This is a genomic window from Rhodanobacter thiooxydans LCS2, from assembly GCF_000264375.1.
Classification (GTDB): Bacteria; Pseudomonadota; Gammaproteobacteria; order Xanthomonadales; family Rhodanobacteraceae; genus Rhodanobacter; species Rhodanobacter thiooxydans.
On record NZ_AJXW01000056.1, the window covers coordinates 1 to 21,520 of the forward strand.

The following is a 21,520-nucleotide window of genomic DNA, read 5'->3' on the forward strand; positions in this document are numbered from 1 at the left end:
TTACGGATAAGTTCTTAATCCCTCCCGTTCCCTGTTGCCGCGAGCGGAGATCATGCCCTTGGAGCCTGCTCAGTATCTCCACGTGGCCCGCGTTGCCTTGCCGTGGCCGTCAGGTGGTAGTGCGTGGCGCCGCGCCTGACTGGCTGTCAGAGCCTGCCCCTGCGAAGGCAGGAGCCAAGCCGCGCGCTGCCGCATGGCGGCCACGGCAAGGCAACCCGAAGGGCCGGGTCTGTTTGCCCGCATCCCTGCGTCATCACTCGGTCGTGGACGGACGTCCACTCTCTCCTTCTTCCTTGGTCTGCGTGCAAACAGCTCCCGGCGCGAGCCACGCGGAGATACTGAGCAGGCTCTTACGCTGGATCGTCTGCCTGTTGCTGCTGCTCAGCGCCGACGCGTGGGCCGGCGAGCCCGTCGCCACGGTGCGCGTTGCCTTCGACCGCCACGGCATCACCGCCATCCGCATGCACGGCCATGCCGACCAGGCCACGGGCCGCAGGATCACCGCGGACGACCCGGTGCGCATCGCCTCGATCGCCAAGCTGGTCACCGCGCTGGGCGTGATGCGGCTGGTGGAGGCCGGCAAGCTCGACCTGGATGCGGATGCGTCCACCCTGCTCGGCTGGCGGCTGCGCAACCCGGCCTTTCCGGATACGCCGATCACCCTGCGCCTGCTGCTGTCGCACCGCTCCAGCCTCACCGACACCGCCGGCTACTGGCAGACGCCGCTGGGCGGCGAGCTGCGCGACATCCTCAAGGATCCGCGCGCGTGGGATACGAAGCACGCGCCAGGAACCTACTTCCGCTACGCCAACCTCAACTTTCCGCTGGTGGCGCAGATCATGGAGCGCGCCACCGGCGAGCGCTTCGACAAGCTGATGCAGCGTTTGGTACTGCAGCCGCTGGGCCTCGACGCCTGCTTCAACTGGGCGCTGTGCAGCGACGCCACCGCTGCCCGCGCGGTGGTGCTGTACGACGCTGCCGGCAAACCGGTGAAGGACGACCACCACGGCCGCAAGCCCGCCTGCCCGGTGACGCCGGCCAGCGACGGCAGTTGTGACCTGTCGCGCTGGCGCGCGGGCGAAAACGGCGCGCTGTTCTCGCCGCAGGGCGGCCTGCGCATTTCCGCGAAGGACCTGGCGCGCATCGGCCAACTGCTGCTCGGCGACGGCCGCATCGACGGCAAGCGCCTGCTGAAATCCAGCTCGATCCGAACGATGACCACGCCCGAATGGCAGTACCGCCCCGGCAACGGCCTGACCTACGAGGAAGACGACGGCCACATCGACCAGGGCTTTTTCTGCCGCTACGGCCTCGCCGTGCAGACACTGGCCACGCCCGGGCAAGGTTGCCGCGACGACCCGTTCGGCGACGGCGTGCCGCGCGTGGGCCATTCCGGCTCCGCCTACGGGCTGCAGGCCGGGCTGTGGGTGGACCGCAAGCACGGCACCGGCGTGGTCTGGTTCGCCACCGGCATGCCGGACGAACGCGAGGGCGGGAGGTCGGCGTTCAGCGCGGTGGAAGAGGCGCTGGCGCACTAGGGCATACAAGCCGGTACCGAAAACCTGACGGGACATCGTGCGTGGCGTCCGAATCGTTGCCTACCACTGCGCTGTCGATCGACGCGATGGAATGGCGGCCTCGTCTGGGATCTGGTCGGTGATTTTTCCCGGCTTCCGGAATACAGCGCTGGGCTGGAAGTGATTGAAGTCACGCCGGAAGAAGGCAAGGGGCCGCGCAAATACATCTGCCACTTTAATCCCCTGGAATCGGAAGGCGACGGGTTCGTGCACCGCGAACTAGTGCGCTGGTACGAACCGAACGTCGGCTTTGCCTCGGTCGCGGAGGAGCCCAATGTGTTCGGCCTGTCGAAGTCGCTTTCCCTGGTGACGCTGGAGCCGGCACCGGGTGGCACCACCGTGACGTGGGAGCAGTACTACGACGCATCGGACCTGGAGATGAACAAGGCCGCCTTCGACCAGGCGCTGGCCGATATTGCGACCCCCTTGGTCGGGCGATTTGGCGGGCAGATCGTAGAGCGCCACGTCGAATGAGCCCAGCGAAATGCAGGAGCTGGCCGGACGGCACTGCCACCACGTTGAGCGGGTTCCGTTCGGGCCCCCTGACGCGGGCGTCATACAGGGGCCATGTCGTTCCAGCCGTCGGTAACGGGCAGGCAGTTCGTGGATATCCAGCCACGAGTTCAAGCTTGACGCGGTGCGGCTAGCCAGGGGCGCAATGGTGCTTTCAGTCAGTCGACAGAAAGCCGCCGACACGTGCGTCCAGGAGCTTCCCGATATTTGCGACGGCTCTCTTCATCATCATTCGCATCATCACGGGGAACATCCAGCCCATGAGGCCGTATCGGGTTTCGAAGTATTGCCGCCACTCAACCAGGGATCCGCCGGCTCCATCACCCGATATCAGAATCACGCCGAGGTGGTTCCGTAGCGGGACCATCCGACCCTCTGCGCGGTAGGCGTAACCATCCGGATTGCGATACCAGACGATTTTTTCATTGACCTTGCCCATTCCGCGGATGCTGCAGACACGCAGACTGCCTTCGCCCGTGCAGCCGCCCGCGTGCTCGACCGACGCATGATGGATCATGGGGAAGAACCTGGTGATCCCTTCCAGGTCACCGAGCACCGTGAATAGCTGTTGAGGCGACGCCGCCACCTGGAATCTCTCGGAAATTCGGAGAGGCGCAGAATGAACCGCGATCAGGTTTGCCAGTTGTGGGTCTGCATGGTGGCTCAATGGATACTCCTGGCCGGAATGTTCAAACCGGGCAATGGTCCAGACAAATCAGCATGTGCACGCGCTCAGTCGGAGTGAGCCGAACTGGCTGTTTGGGCAGGGAGGGTCAGCTGGCATTCGGAATGCATCCCGGATGTCGGTGGCACGGCATGATGCCGCCATTGCATCTTCATTGCTTCGACGCATGCCATCTATCACTGAAATGCCAGCTGATATGTCTGTTCATCCACGATGGTCGTCTCGAGCGGACGATCGGGAATAGACTTCCACCAGGCACCGCCGAGGGCTTCCCAGTGAGTGAATCAGCAAAAGGCGATATCCAGTTTGTCCTTCGCAGCGAGGGCGCATCGGGGATGGTGGGGCGGGCGCGATTGAAATCCGATGGCATGGTTGGATCGAAGTCGCTTGACGGTTCGATCTAGCTCAAGTGATGCCACGCGAACAGCTCTTCGCCATGCTCACGCACGAGCGCACCGACGTCATTTCCAGCATCCTGGGTACGCTTGGCTTGCGGGCGGAGGTCTACGCCAGTCCAACCGTATGTGGTCTCTGGCAGATCAACACCACCGGGCGGCATCGGGCCTCGTTCCATCTGATATCCAGAGGGAACTGCTGGTTGCATCTGCGGGGGCGGGAGCCTCAGCCCGTGCGCGGCGGCGACCTGATCGTCTTCCCCAACGACGCCTGGCATGTCCTTTCGTCATCGCAAGAGGCGGGAGGGGACGAAAGCTATATCGTCCCGGACACGCCGGGGCCGACGACCTCGCTTGTCTGCGGCCACTTCGATTTCGTGTATGGCCTGGACAATCCGGTACTCGACATCTTGCCGGACTGCATTCTTGTTCCCGCCGAAATGGGCGGCTCACGCTTGGGTGCCATCGTCAACCTGCTGAGCGAGGAAGCTGCGCTCGACCAGCCGGGACGACAGGTCGTTCTGGACAAGCTGGCCGATTCGTTGTTCGTCATGACATTGCGCTACTACCTCGCGCAGCAACGACCCAAGGAGGGATGGCTTGCGGCGGCCGCTGACTCGGGCATTGGCATGGCGCTTGCGGCGATACACAACGAGCCGCATCGTCCTTGGCAATTGGCGGACCTGGCACTCAAGGCCCATCTTTCGCGGGCCGCTTTCGCCGCGCGCTTCAATACCTTGCTCGGAGTGCCGCCCATCGCCTATCTCACCTCCTGGAGGATGAAACTGGCCGAGCGCATGTTGGCCAACCAACGGATGAGTGTCGACGCCATCGCCGAAAAGCTCGGCTACGAAACGTCAGCCGCCTTTCGGCGGGCCTTCAAGCGGGTAACAGGAAGAACGCCCGGAATGGTGCGTCGCCGTTTGGCGCCGGATATGTCACCGCATGTCGACGGCGGTTGATCCACGGTGTTTGCTTCGTTGCTGGACGCATCTCGGATTAACTCAGGCATCGCCTAAAACCAGAAACCTTCGAAAGGATCAAGCCATGACTCCAGATTTCCATGTGATCTTCGGAACCGGACCGGTGGGTTGCTGGACGGCACGAGCGCTGCGCGGCCGGGGGCAGCAGGTTCGGGCCGTGAATCGCAGCGGTGCGCGTCCCGACCTCATGCCCGCCGATGTCGAAATAGTCAAGGCGGACGCTTCGGATCCGGTGCAGGCACGCGAAGCCGCCAAGGGAGCCGGCGTGGTCTATCAAGCGCTCAACCCGCCATACCATCTCTGGGATGAGCTTTTCCCGGGGTTGCAGACCAGCGTACTGGGCGCAGCCATGGCCGGGAACGCCAGATACGTGTCGATCGAAAATCTGTATATGTACGACTCCTCGAAGCCGATCAACGAGGACTCGCCGATCGCGCCGGTGTCGAAGAAAGGAGCTCTTCGCCAGAAGATGGCCGAGGAGGTGATGGCGCTCCATTCGCGCGGCGAGGTGCGTGCGGTCGCCCTTCGTTCGAGCGACTACTACGGGCCCGGAGTCGTCGGCTCGACGCTTGGAGAAATGGTCTTTGGCAACCTGGTTGCCGGGAAAAAGGCTCAGGTCATTGGCTCGGCAGGGATGCCGCACTCCTTTTCCTACATCGAGGACGTTGGACATGCGGCGGCAGTCCTTGGTACGAACGACACAGCGACTGGACGGGTCTGGATCACCCCGCACGCTCCGGCGAAAACCCAGGGCGAAATGGTCGACGAGGCATGCCGCGTTCTGGGCACCGAGCCCCAGGTCAGCGTGGTCTCGCCCTTCATGATGCGTTTGGCAGGACTGTTCCGCCCGGACGCACGCGCCAGTGTCGAGATGATGTACGAGTTTACGGCGCCATTCGTAGTTGACTCGACGCGTATGGAACGCGAGTTCAACCTGGCTGCGACCCCGGTACGCAGCGGCATCGAGCGTACAGTGGCCTGGTATCGAGAACGCCAGTCCAGACGATGAATTCGAATGGATTCCTTTCAAGGCTGACAACGCTTGCAGCGGGCGGCGGTCCGCCGCCGCTGAAGCGGAGCGCTGGACCTCACGACATGACCCTCTCGGACCTTCCCAATCTCGGACCCAAGTCGGAGCTGATGCTGCTAAGCGCGGGCATCGATTCGCTGGAACAACCGCGCGCGCTGGGTTCGGTTCGGGCCTATGCGCGAGTGAAGCGAGCGGGTGGGCGCCCTGGCCTCAATCTCCTTTGGGCTCTCGAAGGCGCGCTGTCCGGGATGCCATGGCAAGTAGTTGCGCAAGAGCATCGAACCAGCCTGCTGCTGGCGTTGGACGCCTCCAAGCGCGAGGTCTGACATTTCGTTCGACACGGACACGCAGCGGCTCCCTCCAGGCGATGACCGCCCCCGAGTGGCAATACCGCCCCGGCAACGGTCTGACCTACGAGGAAGACGGCGGCGGCGCAGGCTTCCTCTGCCGCTACGGCCTCGTCGTGCAGACGCTGGCCACACCGGTGCAAGGCTGCCGCGACGACCCATTTGGTGACGGCGCGCGCGCGTCGGCCATTCCGGCTCGGCAGGCCGGGCTGTGGGTAGATCGCAAGCGCGATATGGGTGTGGTCTGGTTCGCCACCGGCATGCCGGATAGGCGGACGGGGGAAGTCGGCGTTCGGTGCGGTGAAGGAGGCGCTGGCACACTAGGGCTCTCCATCCTGGCATCTGACAAGCGGACCTGGCCCCCATGACCGCCGCTTGAGCAGCCCCCGTTGCTGAAGGGGCGTCCCGCGGAAACGACGCGCAAGCATGCGGCTGCTTGAGGTTCAGCTAATGGGCCGCGCGTTCCTTCCGCAGACTCGAGCGCATCAAGCGCCAGCGGGCGTATTGCGCGGCCTTGGCCGGATCCGGGTCCTCATGCCCCTGTAACCAGAACCGAAACCAGTCGAGATTCCGGTTGTACACGGCCAGCTTGTGTCGGGGCTGGAACTTCTGGTGCGGTTCGTTCGGGAACACATAGAGGTCCGCGCGATGCTCGCGAATCAGCGGGATCTCGTAATCCAGTGCGTACATGTATTCCTGTTCGGAATGCTGGAAGAGGATGGGCGCGTGAATCCTATGCAGCTGGAAGGCCGGCGAGAGCGCCTTCCAACGCTCCGGGGTCTCGCTTGGCGATCCCAACCCCCACCTTTCCCGCAAGCCCTTGAGGAAGGCTTCGCCCTTGATGCTGCCGATCAGGTAGTAGGAAGGCGATACGACCGGGTTGGCGGCCGATGCAGCCGCCAACAGGTTCGAATGGGCGACCGTCCACATCGCCACCTCTGCGCCGAAGCTCAATCCGCCCATGCCCACTCGCGCGCGGTCGATCTCGCCCTCCTTCGCCAGCCGATCGACCGCACTCTCCGCCGCTGCCAGCCCCTCCCCATATCGCGCGACCGCGTCCATCGTGTATCCGGGGAGTCGGTTGATACACAGCGCTGAAATACCAGCCTGTGCCAGGGAGGCCAGCGGCCACTCATCTCCTACCCCACCCCGTACAAAACCGGGGCAGCTGTAGTAGGTGATGAACAGCGGCATGGGCTCACCGCCGCTTCGCAGCGCAGAATAGAACTGGCCAGAGAACCATCGTCCCTGCTTGTCCTGCCATTGCAGCAGGCGCGCTGGCGCAGCGTCGACCATATCCCGCGCAAGCGCCTCGTTGGGGTTGAAGAGGACATGACGCTTTCCGCTCTCCAGATCGACACTCTCCAGCTGCGGCGGGCGATCGGCTTTCGCCGTCACGCACACCAGCACGTCGGCCGACGCACCGCAGTTCGATGCTGGGTCACGCCCACCGTTGACCAGTCCTCCGGCGGCCACGACCTCGCGTACGTTGCCGGTCCCGACGTTCCATCGAAGGATCGATTGCGCCAGCCCCTGGTGGAAATCCGTGACGGTAAACAGCACTTCGTCGTGGTCCGGGCGCCACTGAATCGCGCTGATGGCCTTGCCCGTGCACAGGGCCGAAATGCAGCGAACGGCCCGGTTTGCATGGGCGCGCTGCAACGCGGACAGCAAGACATCCGGACGCTGCTGCTGCCCCCTGCCATCGCCGATGCGCGTGAGCCAGGCCACCCTGCCGTCGTGCGGCTCGCTAACCGATTGCCAGGGGTCGCCATCGACACCCGCCTTGCTCGGTGCCGACGACGGCGCAGAGGCTGCATTCGAATCGGCAAGCGCCTGCCTTGTCCCCTTGGTCAGATCGATCTCCATCCAGCGGTCCGGCACGTCGGCCAAAAGCGGGAGGCGGTCGAACCAAACCTTGCTGAAGCGCTGCGTCTCCAGACGCCCGTCGACATAGCCGGAGCGGAACAGCCCCTGGCCGATCGGCACGGAGGCGTCGATGTAGATGCCCTTGTCGTATTCCGCGCGCTCCGCCGACTGAACCTCCTCGCGCGTGGCGCCGACGCTGTACCTGAGTACACGGCCGTCCTCGTCTAGGACGAAATCCCGTATGTCCGCCGCGTCGTGCGTCAGAGGCACCGCGCCCGAACCGTCTGCCGCCGCGCGCCACACGTCGATCTTTCCGTCGACCAGGGCGCGATAGTAGATCCTGCGGTTGTCGGGGGACCACAGTACCTTGGGTGGTGACGACCCGCCCGCCGAGTCGCGCAACGGAACGCCGCCGTCGGCGACACGCCTGGGCCATGGGTCGCCTAAGCCTTGTACGTACCAAACGGTGTCGTAAGTATTGCGCGCCACCGACGCGCGCTCGACCCGAAATGCCACACTTCGGCCGTCTGGAGACATCGTCGGACCCGCGATATCGACTACCTCCAGCAATCGGCGGGGCGAGACGGCCTCCGCATGACAAACGGACACAAGGGTTGCCAGCAGGCCGCCTGCAACGAACAAGGGCCGCACGAAGCACTTCGACATGGACATAACCTCTCTCCGGCCCACCAAGGGGAACCTCGAAAAACCCGTCATTCCTGCGCAAGTAGGAATCCAGCGCCTTTCGAGAGATTGATAAAACAAAGACGCAATTTCCCGGATTGCGCTGGGATGACGATCGAAAGCCGGCTCTTCGATCTCCCACAGGGAATGCCGGCCGCAGCCGGCACCCCCGCGGGCATCACCAGTGCTTGGACACGGATAGACTCAGGAAGCGGCCGATCGCCGAGTAGTTGGTCGAGTCGTAGGACGCTACATAGAGCGGTGCCGCGACCCGGTACAAGGGCGGGTCGCGATCGAACACGTTGTCCATGGACAAGGCGAGTTCCATCCCGGACCAGATGTCGTCACGCTTGCCCGTGGCATAGCGAAGCGCCGCATCGACCGTGGTGAACGAGGCGGACTTCACGTTGTCGACCCGGTTGGTCACACCGCCCCGGTAGTTGGCGAACAGCGACGTGCTGAATCCTCCCCGCTGCCAGACCGCACCGAAGCGACTGCTGAGCTTTGGCGGATTGAACAGCATGCCCGACAGAGCAAACGTCGGCCCGGTCGAAACCGTTTGCTGCGTGCTGTCCAACCAGCTCGCCGATCCGCGCAGCGTCAACGCGCCTTGCCCCAACTCGAATTGGTAGGAGCCGGACAGGTCGACACCCTGGATACGTTGCCGGGCCGTGTTGGCGTACTGCGTATAGATGATGGCCGCCACCTTGCCCGGGTCGTAAGGCGCCCCGACGAAGTTGTAGAACCTTGCCGCACTCGCGATGACGTCCGCCTGTGCCTGGGAGGTCGGCGCGGTGTTCACGAACGGCGCATAGATCGCGTTGCTCAAGGCCTGGCTGGCATTGGCGATGGGCTGGATCACCCGGTCGCGGTAGTCGATATGGAACCAGCTCAGCTCCGCCTCCAGGCCGCGCATCGCCTCGGGGTGGAACGCCAGCGACACCGACCGCGTAGTGGCACGCTCCGGCTGCAGGTTTCGGTTGCCGCCATCCAGCACCAGTACGGTGGAACCGACGGGATACCGGGTACCGCCGAAGCTGCTGGGGAAGAACAGGTATGCGTTCTGCGCATAGTTCCGTTCGAACAGCGTAGGCGCCTTGAAAGACTTGCCCCACGAGGCTTTCAGGGTGAAGTCGGCGTTGGGGCCATAGAGCACACCCAGCTTAGGCGTGGTCACGCCACCGAAGGTACTGTAGTTCTCGCCCCGCACCGCAGCCGTCAGGTCCAGGCGCTGGGCACCTCGCACCTGTTGGTCGGGTCCGATGAGGGGCAGGTTGAACTCCGCATACGCAAACCTGACGCCCTCGTGACCCCGAAAGGTGCTGGCCGTCGTAACGTGGTCGACATCGCGAAAATCGTTCTCCCTATATCCGATGCCAGTCGCCAGACGGACATCGCCCCCTGGCAGCGGAAACAAGGGGCCTTCGGCGCCAAGCTCATAGCCGCGGCTGTCGTTGCAGTAGCAGGTGTCGGTGACGATCGCTGCGCCAGTTGTGATCACAGTCTGCCGTCGGTGTTCGTTATGCTCGCTTTTGCCGAACGTCGTACCGAGCGACAGCGACCAATCTCCCGGCAGCCAGACCTCCAGGCTGGGCGAAACCAGAGTCGTCGTCGTGTCTGGTGTGGCCCGGCTGCTCGTGCCCCTGTAGTTGTACATATGCAGTTGGTGACGAGTGGTGCGCAGCGCATCCAGGTGCAGTTCGACCGAGTCCCCCAATGACTGATGCGCGCTGAACAGCCCGCTGCGCAGATCGCTGCCGGGATACAAAGTCGAGGGGTCGACGAGTCGCTCGGTGTAGCTGCGCCGGCTGCTGTAGATGGGGTCGATCGACGCGTACTTGTAGGTGGCGATCAGCCCGCCGCCGCCCCAGGTGGTACCAGCGGTGACGTCGTAGTCGCGGCTGGCCAACCCACCCTGGGCGGCCTTGCCGAAGCGCGTGCCCACGGTCACGCCGTCGAAATCCCGCTTGAGGATGACGTTGCCGACGCCGCCCACCGCATCGGAGCCATAGATAGCCGAGGCGCCGTCGGCGACGATCTCGATACGATTCACCGCCTCCACCGGTATCGCGCTGATGTCCACCGCCTGCGTGAAGCCACCGTAGGCCATACGCCGCCCGTTGAGCAGTGTGAGCGTGGCATCGGCACCGAGGCCACGCAGATTCAGGCTCGATCCGCCTGTCAGGTTTTGGTTGGCATTACCCGCACCGGCCAGATTGCCGCTGAGCACGCCCGGGTTCTGCCCACCCGAGAAGTTCTGCGGCACGCTGCGGATCAACTCGCCAAGATCGGTGAAACCTTCCTGCCGGATCTGTTCGCTGCCGATGGTGATGACCGGCGATGGCGTGCTGCCCCCGCGAATACGCGTGCCGGTCACCGTCATCGCGGCAAGTGTTGTCGTTTCCGACTCCGCCGCAGCCTTTTCCTTGGCCTTCCCTGTTGGACCATTCGGCGATTTCGTTTTGTCTGACGCCGGCCCTGGCGCTTTCTTGATGACGACGGTGCCCGCATTGACGAACTCGTACGACAGCCCGCTGTTCGCCAGCAACTGGTCGAGCGCCTGGGTGACGGTATACGCGCCACTGACCGGTCTACCGCGCAATCCCCTGGTCAGCTCCGGTGGCACGAGCAACTGCAAGCGGCTCTGCATGCCGAGTTGCTTCAGGCTCTCAGAGAGCTTTCCGGCGGGAATGTCGTAGCTACGCACTTCCGCTTGCGCCTGTGCCCGCGCGTCCTGGCTGATAAACACCGTGCCCATGGCCAATGCCACGGCGATGGCCACGGCAATCAACTTCCCCCTACCAACTGTACGCATTGATGTCCCCATTCATCGCAGTGGCTGCCCCGGCACGGGGCGGCGTCAGGGTCTATTACGGAAGCGGGCCCTCTCCCCCTACATGACGATGGCTTCAACACGCCTGGATGGATGGCAAGCGCTTTTGCACCCGCAAACGCGTGATGAAAGGCTACCTGTGATGCAGCACGATCTCGGCGCCACGGTCATCGACGCGCAGCGGATAGGCGTATTGCAGGGCGAGCGTGATGGAGTCGATATCGCCCGCGTTGAAGACGCCATCAATGGGGATATCGCCGATGGCCGGATCGGCGATGCGCAGCTTGCGGCGCGAGTAGCGGTTGAACTCCTCCACGGCCTGGCGCAACGGGATGGAATCGAACACCAGCCGCCCCGAAAGCCAGCCATGGGCGGCGTCGAGGTTCGCACGGCTGCGCAGCCAGGGCTTGCCAGCCTTGACCTGCAAGCGGTCACCGGGAGTCAGATCCTGTTGCTGCGTCGTGGCGCCCGCCGGCGTCACCTTCACGCGCCCCTCGAGCAGCAGCACCTCGGTGGCGGCATCGGTATCGCGCACCTGGAACACCGTGCCGACGGCGGTCACCGCGACCTGCGGCGTGGTGACGGTGAACGGCCGCCGCGGATCGTGGGCGACCTTGAACTGCGCCTCGCCGCGTTGCAGCGTCACGGCCCGCGCACGCGTGCCCATGCTCACCTGCAGCACAGTGTCGGTATTGAGCGTGATCACGCTGCCGTCCGGCAGGGTGAATGACCGTATTTCGCCGATGGCGGTGCTGTATGTCAGTGCCGTCGGCCCGGTCGTCAGCCAGCCGCTTTTTATCACGCCCGCAACCGTGCCGAACATCAGGACCACGGCTGCAGCCCAGCCGAGCAGGCGTACGCGGCGTGGCGCGGATTGCCGCCGCTGCCGGGCGCGCAGGAGTATCGAATCGGCCAGGGCGTCCATCTCCGGATCCCGCGCTTGCGCCGCGGCCAGCCACAGATACTCGGCATGGTTGTACGCCTGCCAGTGCGTGGGGTGCCGCGCCAGCCATTCCTGGAAGCGCGCTCGGTCGCTGGCGCTGCATTCGGGGGAGCGCAGGCGCGCCAACCAGCGACCTGCTTCCATGGCGACGGATTCGGTGGGGTGCATGTGCGTGTCCCGACCTTCCAGGTTCATTGCCGCTGCTCCCTCACACGATGCCGACAAAGGATCAGCGCACGCGAGATGTTTTTCTCGACCGCCTTCACGGAGATGGATAGCTGATCGGCAATCTCCTGATAACTCATGCCCTTGATGCGACTCAGCACGAATACCTCCCGGCAACGCCCGGGCATGTCGCGGATCGCTTCCCTGACCAGCGCCACGTCTTCCTGCGCCAGGACCCGTCGCTCGGGTGTGGCCTCGCCGGATTCCAGATCGAAATCGTCCACGGATACGTGCAGGCCGGCATGACGCGATGCGCGATGGCGCGCGCGATCGATGACGACGCTGGCCGCGATACGCATGACCAGGGCACGCGGCAGTTCCGCCCATTCGGAGTGGCGATAACGCAACAGGCGCTCGTAGGTTTCCTGCATGGCGTCCTGCACTTCATCTTCGTCCACGCCCATCTTCCAGCGTAGAAAGCCGCGTACTGCCGCATCGTAGCGATGGATGGCGCGCTCGACCAAATCCAGCTTGGCTGTTTCCGCGCTCACCGTCGCCCCTGCCAACGGCACGTCAGGCTCGTCCACGCCGGGGCACTCCCCAAGAAGAGTGGTTTGCCGCAGTCTAGCGCCGATATCACCGCATGCCGTAGCTGCACGACCCGCTCCCGTAGGCGCCCCGGGCAACATGCGCAAGGGCGGCCAACAGTCTGATACGGATGGGAAAGGCGCCACCCTACATCCAGCGACTGGAGCGCCGCCGAAAAGCATCCGCGCCAGAAGCCATTATCGAAGCCGCCCATGCGCCTTCGTCCTGCCGCCTCCGCGCACATCCGAGAGATAGATACGCCTCCAAAGCCAACCACTTCCACGAGTCGCCGGATGGAGGCGGACTCCGTGCGCGGCGCAGACTTCGCGCACGGCACATGGACAGCGAGACAGCAGCTGAGCGCTAAAATCGGTCCCGACATCATTCTTTAATTCGACACGGACACGCAGTGACATTGCGCCGCGAGCCGTGCGCCGGAGCTTCAACGGCAAGTTTCGCGACGAATGCCTGAACGAGCACTGGTTCACTTCGCTGGCCCAAGCACGCGACGTGATCGCGGACTGGCGGCGTGACTACAACGAGGTGTGACCGCATGGCAGTTGCAGACGTATCCCGCCCGCTCAGTTTGCAACTCGCCATCGTGCACAACACACCAACCACCCAGTAACCTTCAGCTCCGGGCTTTCTCGGTAATCGCTGGTACGGCTACTGGGGGCAGGTCACCGCTATGTAATTCCGGGATAACCACCAGCAACAGACCTCGCTAGGGTGAACCATCACGTCGGCTGGGAGCGTGCGCCCTCATGTCGCGCCAGTGCTTGTACTGGGCGCGCTTTTCCGGGCTGGGATCTTCGTAATCCTGCAGCCAGAATCTGAACCAGTCCAGGTTCCGCTCGTTCGCCGCCAGCAGTTGCTTAGGCTGAAACTTGAAGTGCGGAGCCTGGGGAAACACGTACATGTCCGCCTTGTGCTGAAGCATCAGCGGTACCGCGGAGTCGAGCAGCCATTCGTACTCCTGCTCGGGCACCTGCATCAGAACAGGCGCCTTGATCTTGTCCACGTTGAACTGCAGGCCAATTCGCTTCCACTGTCGCGGTGTCTCATCCGGGGCTCCAAGCTGCCATACCTTCCGGGCCCGCGATATGAACTCCTTCCCTTTCAGGCTCCCGTCCAGGTACATGCTTTGCGAGAGCACAGCCCCCGTGATCGAGGTCGCCGCAAGAAGGTTGGAGTTGAATGCCGTCCACATCGTTATCTCGGTGCCGTAACTGAGCTCACCCATGCCAACGCGGGTTCGATCGATTCTTCCAGACGACGCCAGCATGTCCACTGCACTTCTAACGGCTGACAGGCCCTCGTTGTAGCGGCGAACCGCATTGAAGTAGAACGGCCCGAAGTTGATGCACAGGGCTGAGATTCCATGCTCGGCGAATGTCGCCAGAGGCCACTCACCTCCGTATCCGCTGCGCAGAAACCCGGGGCACAAGTAGTACCCCACGAATAGCGGAGGCGGGCGGCCGCCTGTCTGGCGCGCGGCATAGAACTGCCCGGTGAACATCTGTCCATCGGCGCCCCGCCAACGAAGTAGCTCTACGGACGGTGCGGCGGATACATCGGCTGCCAGCGCCGCGTTCGGATCGAACAGCACCTGGCTCTCGCCTGTCTGCAGGTCGATCCGCTCCAAATGGGGCGGCCGGTTCGCATCGGCGACGACACACGCCAGTGCAGCAGACGATACGCCGCAGCCGGCATCCGCAAGGCCATACCGCTCGCCACTGTTGAGCAGGCCGGTCGAATGCGCGACCGTCACTACGTCCCCGCCCCTCACATCCCAGCGGAAGAGGGACTGGGCCATCCCTTCCGCCGGGTCGGTTACCGTGTAGATCACTTCATCGCTGTTCGGCTGCCATTGAACGCCCGATATGGCCTTGCCAACGCACAGCCGGGCCTTGCACTCGACCCGCCGCGCAGGGCTCCCCAGCACAGCTGACAGCTCCACGTTCGGCTTTTTCACCCGATCGCCCTGCTCGCCCACACGCGTCAGCAGCGCGGCTCGATGGTGCGCAGCATCGAGCGCGTATCGCCAAGGCCTGGACGTCCCCTTCGGAAGCATCGACATGACGTCCTTGGGCGATGGCACCTCGGATGAAGCAAGTTCGCTTACCTTTCCCGTCGCCAGATCGATCGCCTTCCAGCGGTCTGGCATATCGGAAAGTAGCGACACGCGCGCGAAGCCATCGCCTTTGACATCCAGGCGCTGGGTGGCAAGCCGACCTTCCACGTTGCCGGACCGGAACAGGCTGCCCTGGCCAACGGGCACCGAACTGTCGACCTGGATGCCGCGCTCGTATTCCGACTGCTCGGCCGCCACAACCTCGGCACGCGTCGCACCCACGCTGTAGTTGAGGGTCTGGCCATCTTCACTGAGCGAAAAATCCCGCACATCCGCCGGGTCGACGGTGATCGGCTCGGCTTTCGAACCATCGGCGCTGGCACGCCATACGGCCAACTTTCCGTACATGAACGCCCGGTAGTAGATCCACCGGCCATCAGGCGACCACAGGGCGTGAGCGGGCAACGAAAGCCCGGCGGAACTGCGCAAGGGCACTCCACCCTCACCTACCCTGTGAGCCGGTGTTTTGCCGTCCATCGCTTGCACGTACCACACCGAGTCGTAGGTGTTGCGCTCAATCGACGCCTGCTCGGTGCGAAACGCCAGGAACCTGCCATCGGGCGATACCACCGGCCCGTTGATATCCACCACTTCAATCAGACGCCGCGGCGAAATCGCCTCACTGGCCTGCCCGCACGCCATCACGCCCAGCCACATGCCCAGCACACACTGCAAGAGGGTGGTGAGTCTCCACACACGCACGGCTAATCCTTCGCCCTTTTGCGAACTACTCATGACATTTGCTCCGAATGGGAAGGTGCCATCACCAGTGCTTGGCGACGCTGACATTCACGAATCGCCCGATGGGCGAATAGTTGGTGGAGTCATACGGAGGGTTAGCTGAAACCGGCACGTACAATGGAGGCGCGCGGTCGAACAGGTTCGTCACCGAAAGCGCGAAGTCCAAGCCGGAGAAGGCGTCGGCGTGGTCGCCGGTGAGATAACGCAGCGTGACATCCGCGGTCGGAAATGAACCGGACTTACGACCGCTCGCCGTATCGGTCACACCGCTGACGTAGTTGACGAACGCCGAGGCAGAGACCCGGCCCTCGCTCCACACGGCGCCGATGCGGCCGTTGATCCTGGCGGGATAGAACAACGTGCCAGCCAAGTCGCGCCTTCGGTCCGCCTCGGTGGTCTGCTGCGAGCTTTTCAGCCAACTCAGCGAGCCGCGTATCGACAATCGGCCGCCGGCGACATCGGGCCGGTACGACCCCGAGAGATCCAGCCCTTTCACCCGCTGAGCGACCGTGTTCACATACCGGTTGAATGCGATCGCCACGACTTTGGCAGGGTCGTAGGGGGAGCCCGTATAGTTTCGGAATGTGGAGTTCCCGATGATGTCCATCTGCTCCTGCGCCGTCGGCGAGTAGTCGATGAACTGCGCATTTGCGGGGTTCCTCAGGGCTTCCGCCTGATAGACAAGCGGTTGCGCGATACGGCCGGTGAAGTCGATGTCGAACCAGCCAAGTTCCGCCTCAAGCGCGGGAAATGCCTCGGGGTGAAAGTCGATCGAAGCACTCCAGGTGCGCGCGCGTTCAGGCTCGAGATCGGGATTTCCGCCATACGGAACCAGCACCGTTGCATCGCGCGGGTAGCCGGTGCCGCCTAATGCCGCCGCTGGATACAGAAGCGCCAGCCGGCTTTGATATCGCTGCAGCAGCGTGGGCGCCTTGAACGACTTGCCCCAGGATGCCTTCAGCGAGAGATCCGCGGTGGGCCCGTAGACCACGCCCAACTTGGGCGTGGTGACCCCGCCGAAACTGGCGTAGTTCTCCCTGCGCAGGGCCGCCGTGAAATCCAGCTGCCGTACGCCGGCAATGCCTTGGTCAGCTCCGATCAGCGGCAGATTGAGCTCCGCATAGGCAAAGCGGCTGCTGTCGTCGCCATCGGCACTGACGGCTCCGCTGATGAGGCTGGCCTGACGGAATGTGTTGGCCCGGTAACCGGCACCTACGGCCAGTCGCGCGTCCCCACCAGGCAGAGTGAACAGCGGCCCCTCGGCACCCAACTCATAGCTGCGGCTCTTGTTGCGATAGAGGCTACGGGCGATGAGCATCGCCTGCCCGGTCGCGCGGCTGCCGATCGAAAGACCAGACAGAGTGTCGTCCTTACCCCAGGTTCCGGCCAGAGAGAGCGTCCAGTCATTTGGCAGCGCTATCTCCGCGCTGGGCGCGACAAACGTGGTTGTCGTTTTGGAGGTGGCTGGATAGAACCGCGTCGGGATTGCTGTGTAATACCTGAGTTGCTCCCGCCGGGTTCTGAAGGCATCGAGCTGTAGTTCCAGACGACTTCCCACCGACTGATGGATGCTCAGCAAACCACTGTGCAGATCGTTCTGCGGGTAGAGCGTGGTGGGCGTAGGCAGGCCGTGGGTGTAGTCGCGCTGGTCGGAATAGATCGGCTGCCCGGTCGATTTCTTCCAGGTGGTGATAAATCCACCGGTGCGCCAGTAGGTGCCGGCCGTGGCGGTGTAGTCCCGTGTAGTCAAGCCACCGTCTGTTGCCGCGCCGTAGCTTGTGCCCAGCGTTACGCCGTCGTAGTCGCGCTTCAGTATCACGTTACCCACACCGCCTACTGCATCGGAGCCGTAGATGGCCGAAGCCCCATCTGGAATAATTTCGAGGCGGTCCACTGCGTCGACGGGAATGGCGTCGATCTCGACCGCTTGCACAAAGCCGCTGTAGGCGAGCCGCCGCCCGTTGAGCAGCGTGAGCGTGGCGTCGGGTCCCAGGCCACGCAGGTTGAGCGACGATCCGCCTGAGATGTTCTGATTGGCGATGCCGCCACTTTCGGCGCCGCCGACTATTCCCGGGTTCTGCCCGCCATTGAAGTTCTGCGGAATGCTGCGGATCACCTCGCCGAGGTCCGAAAAGCCCTCCTGCTGAATTTGTTCGCTGCCGATCGTGATGACTGGCGACGGCGTAGTACCGCCCCGAATACGCGTGCCAGTCACCGTCACCGTGTCCAAATTCGTTGTTTCGGTTTTGGCGCCCTTGGTACTGTCTACCGGCTTTTTCGCCGATTTGCTCCTGGAAGCTGGCGGCTCGGCCGACACGTAAATCGTCACCGTCTTCGCATTGAGGAACCGGTATCCCAGGCCCGTACCCTCCAACAGCTTCTGCAACGTCTTCTCCGGAGACAGACCCGCAGGCGCACCTTGGGTGCGCAGGCCGTCGGCGATGGTCGAGACGTAGACCAGTTGCAGGTGCTCGCGCTGTGCGAAGGTATCGAGCGCCTTGTTCAAGGGCATGGCCGTAATGGCCGATTCGGAGACGGACTGCTGGAACGGTGCCGCCGTGGCAGGACCGGCAAGGCCGGCACCCAGCAATGACGCCAGGCAACACATGGTCAGGACGCGCATGCGCATGGATCGACTCCCCTATGGATTTGGCCGTGGTGCGCATCGCCGCAGTTCCCCAACTGGTTTCGACGCGATGCGCTCCCTTGTTACGAGGGTCTGCGCTGAAAGTCGGGTACCACTTATTTCATTTGGCCGTCCATTCGTATCGGCAAGGCGCTACTTGTGGTGTTGCCGCGGGGCCGCCGTCGCAACGACACGAATGCGACTGCCGCTGGCTTCGGTGTGTACACCGGGCAGGCCGTCGAGAAAGGCCACGAAGGTGGATACGTCATGGGCGTCGAAGGTGCCGCTGATGGGCAGCGCGGCGATGCGTGGATCGTCCACGCTGATCTGCTGGTTGTTGTAGCGGTTGAACTGAGCCGCCACGGCGGCGATGGACTGGTTGTCGAAGGCGATGTTGCCCTGGGTCCAGGCCGTGGCCCGCCGCGCGTCGACCGGACCTTGCGATTCCACGGCGCCCGAGGCGGCGATGCGCGCCTGGTGGCCAGCTGTGAGATCGAGAATCTGGGTACGGCCTTGCGGCATCGGCAGGCGACGATCGAGGCCGAACCAGCCCGTGGATGGCGCCGACGCGCGCCACACCTGCACCTGGCCTTCCGCCACCGTGACGGTGGTGTCGGTGCCCTGCCGGTAGACGTCGAACGCCGTGCCGATGTCCTTGACCAGCAGGCCGTCAACCTGCACGCCGAAGGTTCGCAACGAATCCTTTGCCACCTCGAAGTAAGCCTGACCGCGAGTGATTTCGACGCGCCGTTGGCGCCGGTCGAAACTGACCACGATGGCGGAATCTGAGTTGAGGCGCACGATGGTGTTGTCGGGCAACTGCAAGCTGCGCTGTTCGCCATGGCGGGTGGCGTAGTTCTGCACCTGCGGCCTGGACGCGAACCATTGGAGGCCACCGATCAGGGCAACTGCCAGCAGGGCCGCCGCGGCAAAGCCCACACCCCAGCGAACGAAGGGACGGCGCGAGGCGCGAGACGCGGGGCGCCCGCGGACGGCACTGGTTCGATAGTCGCCCGGCGTGCGCGAACCGCGCGCGGACATAGGCGTGATGCCGTCGAGCGACACCACGCGATCCGGTACGCAGGCCTCGCGCAGCAAGGACTGCAGCGGCGTGCCGTCCTGTCGTGCGGCATCACCAATATCCTGCGCCATGCTGGCAATGGACAGATACTCGGCCACGTGCATGGGTGAGACCCGCAGCCAGCGTATGAAGGCCTGTCGTTGTGACGGCGCAAGCTCGCCGTCACGATGCGCCACGTACCATTCGGCAGCCTGTTCCGCGATGAGCGCGTGCAGTTGGTCGTCGGTGCGCATGGCGGCTACTCGTACCGGGCCAGGCCGCGACGGCACAGTGCCAGCGCCTTGACGACGTACTTCTTGACCATGTGCGTGGACACTCCCAGTTGCAGCGCTATCTCCTCGTAGCTCATGCCGTCGCGGTGCTGCATCAGCATCACTGCCTTGCAGCGGGGCGGCAGGCGGTCGAGCATGGCAGCCACCCGCTGGCGCCGATAATCGCGTTCGGCCTCGTCCTCGGCCGAACCTTGCGGCGCTTCCAGTTCCGGCAGCATCTGCGTGATATCCACGCCACGCCCGTACCGCTTCTGCAGCACGGCGTGCTCCTTGACGAGGTTGGACGCGACGGTGAACAGGTAGGCTTCGGGATTGGCGATGTTGCCGCTCTCGCCGCTATCGATTCGCAGCAGACGCACATAGACCTCCTGGGCCAGATCCTGCGCATCCCAAGGATGCGCCACCCGGCGCCGGAAAAAGCCGGCGAGCGCGGCCTGGTGCGTGGCGAGCATTCGCGCCCAGAATGTGCGGTTGTCGGGCTTCACGTCCTCTCTCAGGTCGGCAGCCGTACAGCGGCGCCTACACTATAAAGAGGGCCGTGGCGGATTATCGGGTACCGTCATTTTCACCAAGAGCATGTCGGCAGAGACCAAGAGCATGGCTGGGCATCGGAGAAACCCATCTGCGTCACCGATCGTTTGGACGTCTAATTGTAACGGGCTTGTTCAGAGTTTCCCTAAATAAGTGCCATTCGAACGTGACCCTTTTTGCCTTTTCCCAGGTGACAGGAGAACTTCCATGAGTAATGAGTGTTCGCATGTCAACATGATCCGCGACGTGGTGCCCAGCGCACGGGGGTGCGAGGAATGCCTGAAGATCGGTTCGCCGTGGGTCCACCTCCGGCTGTGTCGCATCTGTGGCCACGTCGGCTGCTGCGATTCCTCACCGCATCGCCACGCCACCAGGCATTTCCATGCGACCGGCCATCCCATCATCGAGGCCTATGACCCGCCCGAAGGCTGGGGGTGGTGTTACGTCGACGAAGTCACGCTGGATTTGTCCGATCGCATGACGCCGCAACGCGGACCCATCCCGCGGTTCGTCTGATCGTCCGCGAGCAGTGAATGACGATGAAGGCGGTCATTCTGGATGACGCTCGCAAGATCGTCGTCCGGTATGTGCCGGACGCGGAGATGCACGAAACCATCGACGTGCTGCTGCGCATCACCTCGATCGCGATTTGCGGGTAGTGTCCCTGACACGAATGGCACGTACTTGAGCCCCGTCATCCCCGCGAAAGCGGGGATCCAGTGGCTTCCAGAGTGCGGTGTCACGTGCAAGACACTGGATCCCCGCTTTCGCGGGGATGACGGGAAGTGAGGGTTTTCCTCTCAAGTAAGTGCCATTCGTTCCTGACGACTTTTCCCGCGGGCTGCGCGAGGGCAGCCTCGGCGCGCTGTACCTGGCGAACGTGCGCGATCTGGACGGCAACAAGCGGTGCGCGATCCATCGCGCCAAGCGCGAGGCGTGAGCGCGTCGCAGCGATGCGTTCCCCGACATGACCACGACCGGATATCTGCTGCAGAACGCACGGATCAAGGCGACCGAACGCTTTGCCGCGCGGCCGGCGCTGTTCGATCCGGTCGCGCTGCGCCAGCTCGACGCCTGCGGCATCGCCGCCCGGTTTGACTTCCTCCGTCCCGGTTTCGTCTCAACGCCCACACATAGGCCACATACAGCAGCGCGCCCACCAGCGGCATCGCATACACCCGTATGACGCGGCGCGGCCGCCCAGTCAGTGCAGGCAGATCGCGACGCCCGCACTCAGCACGCACAGCGCCGGCAACAGATACATCGACAGATTCAGCACACTCAGCGCGGGCCTGGACAGCGCGGTACCGGAAACCAGGCCACCGCGGGTGAAAACCACGAGCATGAACATGAAGCTCGCCAGCGCCAGCTGGCCGGACGTGCCGGGCAGGATCCATCCGAGTGACATGGTGCGCGCCTCCCTGGTCGGACCGGGCTTACTCCATGACATACGAAGAAGTGAATCTGGCCCGAATGGCAGCTGCTTAAGCTCCGTTCTCGCTGAGCGTAGCCCGCGCAGCGGG

General features: G+C 63.7%; 20 protein-coding genes and 1 pseudogene. 11 read left to right on the forward strand and 10 right to left on the reverse strand.

Annotated features, from left to right (window positions below):
- Positions 1-371 precede the first annotated feature (371 nt).
- The gene (locus UUA_RS11925) at positions 372-1,538 is read left to right on the forward strand and encodes a serine hydrolase domain-containing protein (RefSeq protein WP_008437142.1); all 1,167 of its coding nucleotides are present in this window, start codon (positions 372-374) and stop codon (positions 1,536-1,538) included.
- A gap of 111 nt (positions 1,539-1,649) precedes the next feature.
- Positions 1,650-2,051 (forward strand): SRPBCC family protein, encoded by a 402-nt coding sequence (locus tag UUA_RS11930; RefSeq protein WP_268793792.1) that lies wholly within the window; start codon positions 1,650-1,652, stop codon positions 2,049-2,051.
- A gap of 193 nt (positions 2,052-2,244) precedes the next feature.
- Here the strand turns inward: UUA_RS11930 and UUA_RS11935 are convergent, their stop codons facing one another.
- Positions 2,245-2,757, reverse strand: coding sequence for an SRPBCC family protein (locus UUA_RS11935; RefSeq protein ID WP_008437160.1), 513 nt, complete (start codon positions 2,755-2,757; stop codon positions 2,245-2,247).
- 430 nt (positions 2,758-3,187) lie between these two features.
- Here UUA_RS11935 and UUA_RS11940 point away from each other — a divergent pair, with 430 nt between their 5' ends.
- The 4 genes from UUA_RS11940 (at position 3,188) to UUA_RS11950 (ending at position 5,898) form a co-directional block, all read left to right on the forward strand.
- Entirely contained in the window at positions 3,188-4,132 is a 945-nt protein-coding gene (locus UUA_RS11940; protein WP_008437164.1) for an AraC family transcriptional regulator, read from the forward strand.
- Positions 4,133-4,217: 85 nt separating this feature from the next.
- Complete coding sequence (locus tag UUA_RS11945; RefSeq protein WP_008437168.1) at positions 4,218-5,162, forward strand: NAD-dependent epimerase/dehydratase family protein; 945 nt, start codon at positions 4,218-4,220, stop codon at positions 5,160-5,162.
- An 86-nt stretch (positions 5,163-5,248) separates the two neighbouring features.
- Positions 5,249-5,509 carry a TfoX/Sxy family protein gene (locus tag UUA_RS18890; protein WP_008437169.1) on the forward strand — a complete coding sequence of 87 codons (261 nt, stop codon included), beginning with the start codon at positions 5,249-5,251 and terminating at the stop codon, positions 5,507-5,509.
- 41 nt (positions 5,510-5,550) lie between these two features.
- Entirely contained in the window at positions 5,551-5,898 is a 348-nt protein-coding gene (locus tag UUA_RS11950) for a hypothetical protein (protein WP_008437170.1), read from the forward strand.
- Between the two features lie 79 nt (positions 5,899-5,977).
- Here the strand turns inward: UUA_RS11950 and UUA_RS11955 are convergent, their stop codons facing one another.
- The 4 genes from UUA_RS11955 to UUA_RS11970 form a co-directional block, all read right to left on the reverse strand.
- A complete protein-coding gene (locus UUA_RS11955) occupies positions 5,978-8,071 on the reverse strand; it encodes an Atxe2 family lasso peptide isopeptidase (protein ID WP_153022879.1) in 2,094 nt (697 codons plus the stop codon).
- A gap of 190 nt (positions 8,072-8,261) precedes the next feature.
- Entirely contained in the window at positions 8,262-10,874 is a 2,613-nt protein-coding gene (locus UUA_RS11960; RefSeq protein ID WP_008437172.1) for a TonB-dependent receptor, read from the reverse strand.
- Between the two features lie 175 nt (positions 10,875-11,049).
- A complete protein-coding gene (locus UUA_RS18595; protein WP_008437173.1) occupies positions 11,050-12,054 on the reverse strand; it encodes a FecR family protein in 1,005 nt (334 codons plus the stop codon).
- Complete coding sequence (locus UUA_RS11970; RefSeq protein ID WP_008437174.1) at positions 12,051-12,611, reverse strand: RNA polymerase sigma factor; 561 nt, start codon at positions 12,609-12,611, stop codon at positions 12,051-12,053. Before UUA_RS11970 ends, UUA_RS18595 begins: the two co-directional genes overlap by 4 nt.
- Positions 12,612-13,050: 439 nt before the next feature.
- Between UUA_RS11970 and UUA_RS18895 the strand changes: the two are divergent.
- A pseudogene (locus UUA_RS18895) lies at positions 13,051-13,266 on the forward strand (integrase core domain-containing protein); the annotation flags it as partial.
- Between the two features lie 70 nt (positions 13,267-13,336).
- On the opposite strand, the gene UUA_RS11975 reads toward UUA_RS18895, so the two are convergent.
- The 4 genes from UUA_RS11975 to UUA_RS11990 all read right to left on the reverse strand — a co-directional run bounded on the left by UUA_RS11975 (position 13,337) and on the right by UUA_RS11990 (position 19,951).
- Complete coding sequence (locus tag UUA_RS11975) at positions 13,337-15,481, reverse strand: Atxe2 family lasso peptide isopeptidase (RefSeq protein WP_081491554.1); 2,145 nt, start codon at positions 15,479-15,481, stop codon at positions 13,337-13,339.
- A gap of 28 nt (positions 15,482-15,509) precedes the next feature.
- On the reverse strand, positions 15,510-18,116 hold the full coding sequence (locus UUA_RS11980; RefSeq protein WP_008437193.1) for a TonB-dependent receptor: 2,607 nt from the start codon (positions 18,114-18,116) through the stop codon (positions 15,510-15,512).
- A 150-nt stretch (positions 18,117-18,266) separates the two neighbouring features.
- Positions 18,267-19,427 carry a FecR family protein gene (locus UUA_RS11985; protein WP_008437195.1) on the reverse strand — a complete coding sequence of 387 codons (1,161 nt, stop codon included), beginning with the start codon at positions 19,425-19,427 and terminating at the stop codon, positions 18,267-18,269.
- A gap of 5 nt (positions 19,428-19,432) precedes the next feature.
- Entirely contained in the window at positions 19,433-19,951 is a 519-nt protein-coding gene (locus tag UUA_RS11990; RefSeq protein ID WP_008437196.1) for an RNA polymerase sigma factor, read from the reverse strand.
- Between the two features lie 253 nt (positions 19,952-20,204).
- Between UUA_RS11990 and UUA_RS11995 the strand changes: the two genes are divergently transcribed.
- The 4 genes from UUA_RS11995 to UUA_RS19370 all read left to right on the forward strand — a co-directional run bounded on the left by UUA_RS11995 (position 20,205) and on the right by UUA_RS19370 (position 21,183).
- On the forward strand, positions 20,205-20,513 hold the full coding sequence (locus UUA_RS11995; RefSeq protein WP_039953919.1) for a UBP-type zinc finger domain-containing protein: 309 nt from the start codon (positions 20,205-20,207) through the stop codon (positions 20,511-20,513).
- A 17-nt stretch (positions 20,514-20,530) separates the two neighbouring features.
- Positions 20,531-20,656 (forward strand): hypothetical protein, encoded by a 126-nt coding sequence (locus UUA_RS20225; RefSeq protein ID WP_268793791.1) that lies wholly within the window; start codon positions 20,531-20,533, stop codon positions 20,654-20,656.
- 149 nt (positions 20,657-20,805) lie between these two features.
- Positions 20,806-20,937, forward strand: coding sequence for a VOC family protein (locus UUA_RS20230; protein ID WP_008437201.1), 132 nt, complete (start codon positions 20,806-20,808; stop codon positions 20,935-20,937).
- A 27-nt stretch (positions 20,938-20,964) separates the two neighbouring features.
- Positions 20,965-21,183, forward strand: coding sequence for a hypothetical protein (locus UUA_RS19370; protein ID WP_153022877.1), 219 nt, complete (start codon positions 20,965-20,967; stop codon positions 21,181-21,183).
- An 18-nt stretch (positions 21,184-21,201) separates the two neighbouring features.
- Here the strand turns inward: UUA_RS19370 and UUA_RS12000 are convergent, their stop codons facing one another.
- Positions 21,202-21,405, reverse strand: coding sequence for a hypothetical protein (locus UUA_RS12000; RefSeq protein ID WP_008437203.1), 204 nt, complete (start codon positions 21,403-21,405; stop codon positions 21,202-21,204).
- Positions 21,406-21,520: the final 115 nt, after the last annotated feature.

Bases quoted from the DNA above. Each gene is read 5' to 3' on its own strand.
- UUA_RS11940 (WP_008437164.1), top strand. From the start codon at position 3,188: ATGCCACGCGAACAGCTCTTCGCCATGCTCACGCACGAGCGCACCGAC.
- UUA_RS11945 (WP_008437168.1), top strand. From the start codon at position 4,218: ATGACTCCAGATTTCCATGTGATCTTCGGAACCGGACCGGTGGGTTGC.
- UUA_RS18890 (WP_008437169.1), top strand. From the start codon at position 5,249: ATGACCCTCTCGGACCTTCCCAATCTCGGACCCAAGTCGGAGCTGATG.
- UUA_RS11950 (WP_008437170.1), top strand. From the start codon at position 5,551: ATGACCGCCCCCGAGTGGCAATACCGCCCCGGCAACGGTCTGACCTAC.
- UUA_RS11955 (WP_153022879.1), bottom strand. From the start codon at position 8,071: ATGTCCATGTCGAAGTGCTTCGTGCGGCCCTTGTTCGTTGCAGGCGGC.
- UUA_RS18595 (WP_008437173.1), bottom strand. From the start codon at position 12,054: ATGAACCTGGAAGGTCGGGACACGCACATGCACCCCACCGAATCCGTC.
- UUA_RS11975 (WP_081491554.1), bottom strand. From the start codon at position 15,481: ATGAGTAGTTCGCAAAAGGGCGAAGGATTAGCCGTGCGTGTGTGGAGA.
- UUA_RS11980 (WP_008437193.1), bottom strand. From the start codon at position 18,116: ATGCGCATGCGCGTCCTGACCATGTGTTGCCTGGCGTCATTGCTGGGT.
- UUA_RS11985 (WP_008437195.1), bottom strand. From the start codon at position 19,427: ATGCGCACCGACGACCAACTGCACGCGCTCATCGCGGAACAGGCTGCC.
- UUA_RS11995 (WP_039953919.1), top strand. From the start codon at position 20,205: ATGAGTAATGAGTGTTCGCATGTCAACATGATCCGCGACGTGGTGCCC.
- UUA_RS20225 (WP_268793791.1), top strand. From the start codon at position 20,531: ATGACGATGAAGGCGGTCATTCTGGATGACGCTCGCAAGATCGTCGTC.
- UUA_RS19370 (WP_153022877.1), top strand. From the start codon at position 20,965: ATGACCACGACCGGATATCTGCTGCAGAACGCACGGATCAAGGCGACC.
- UUA_RS12000 (WP_008437203.1), bottom strand. From the start codon at position 21,405: ATGTCACTCGGATGGATCCTGCCCGGCACGTCCGGCCAGCTGGCGCTG.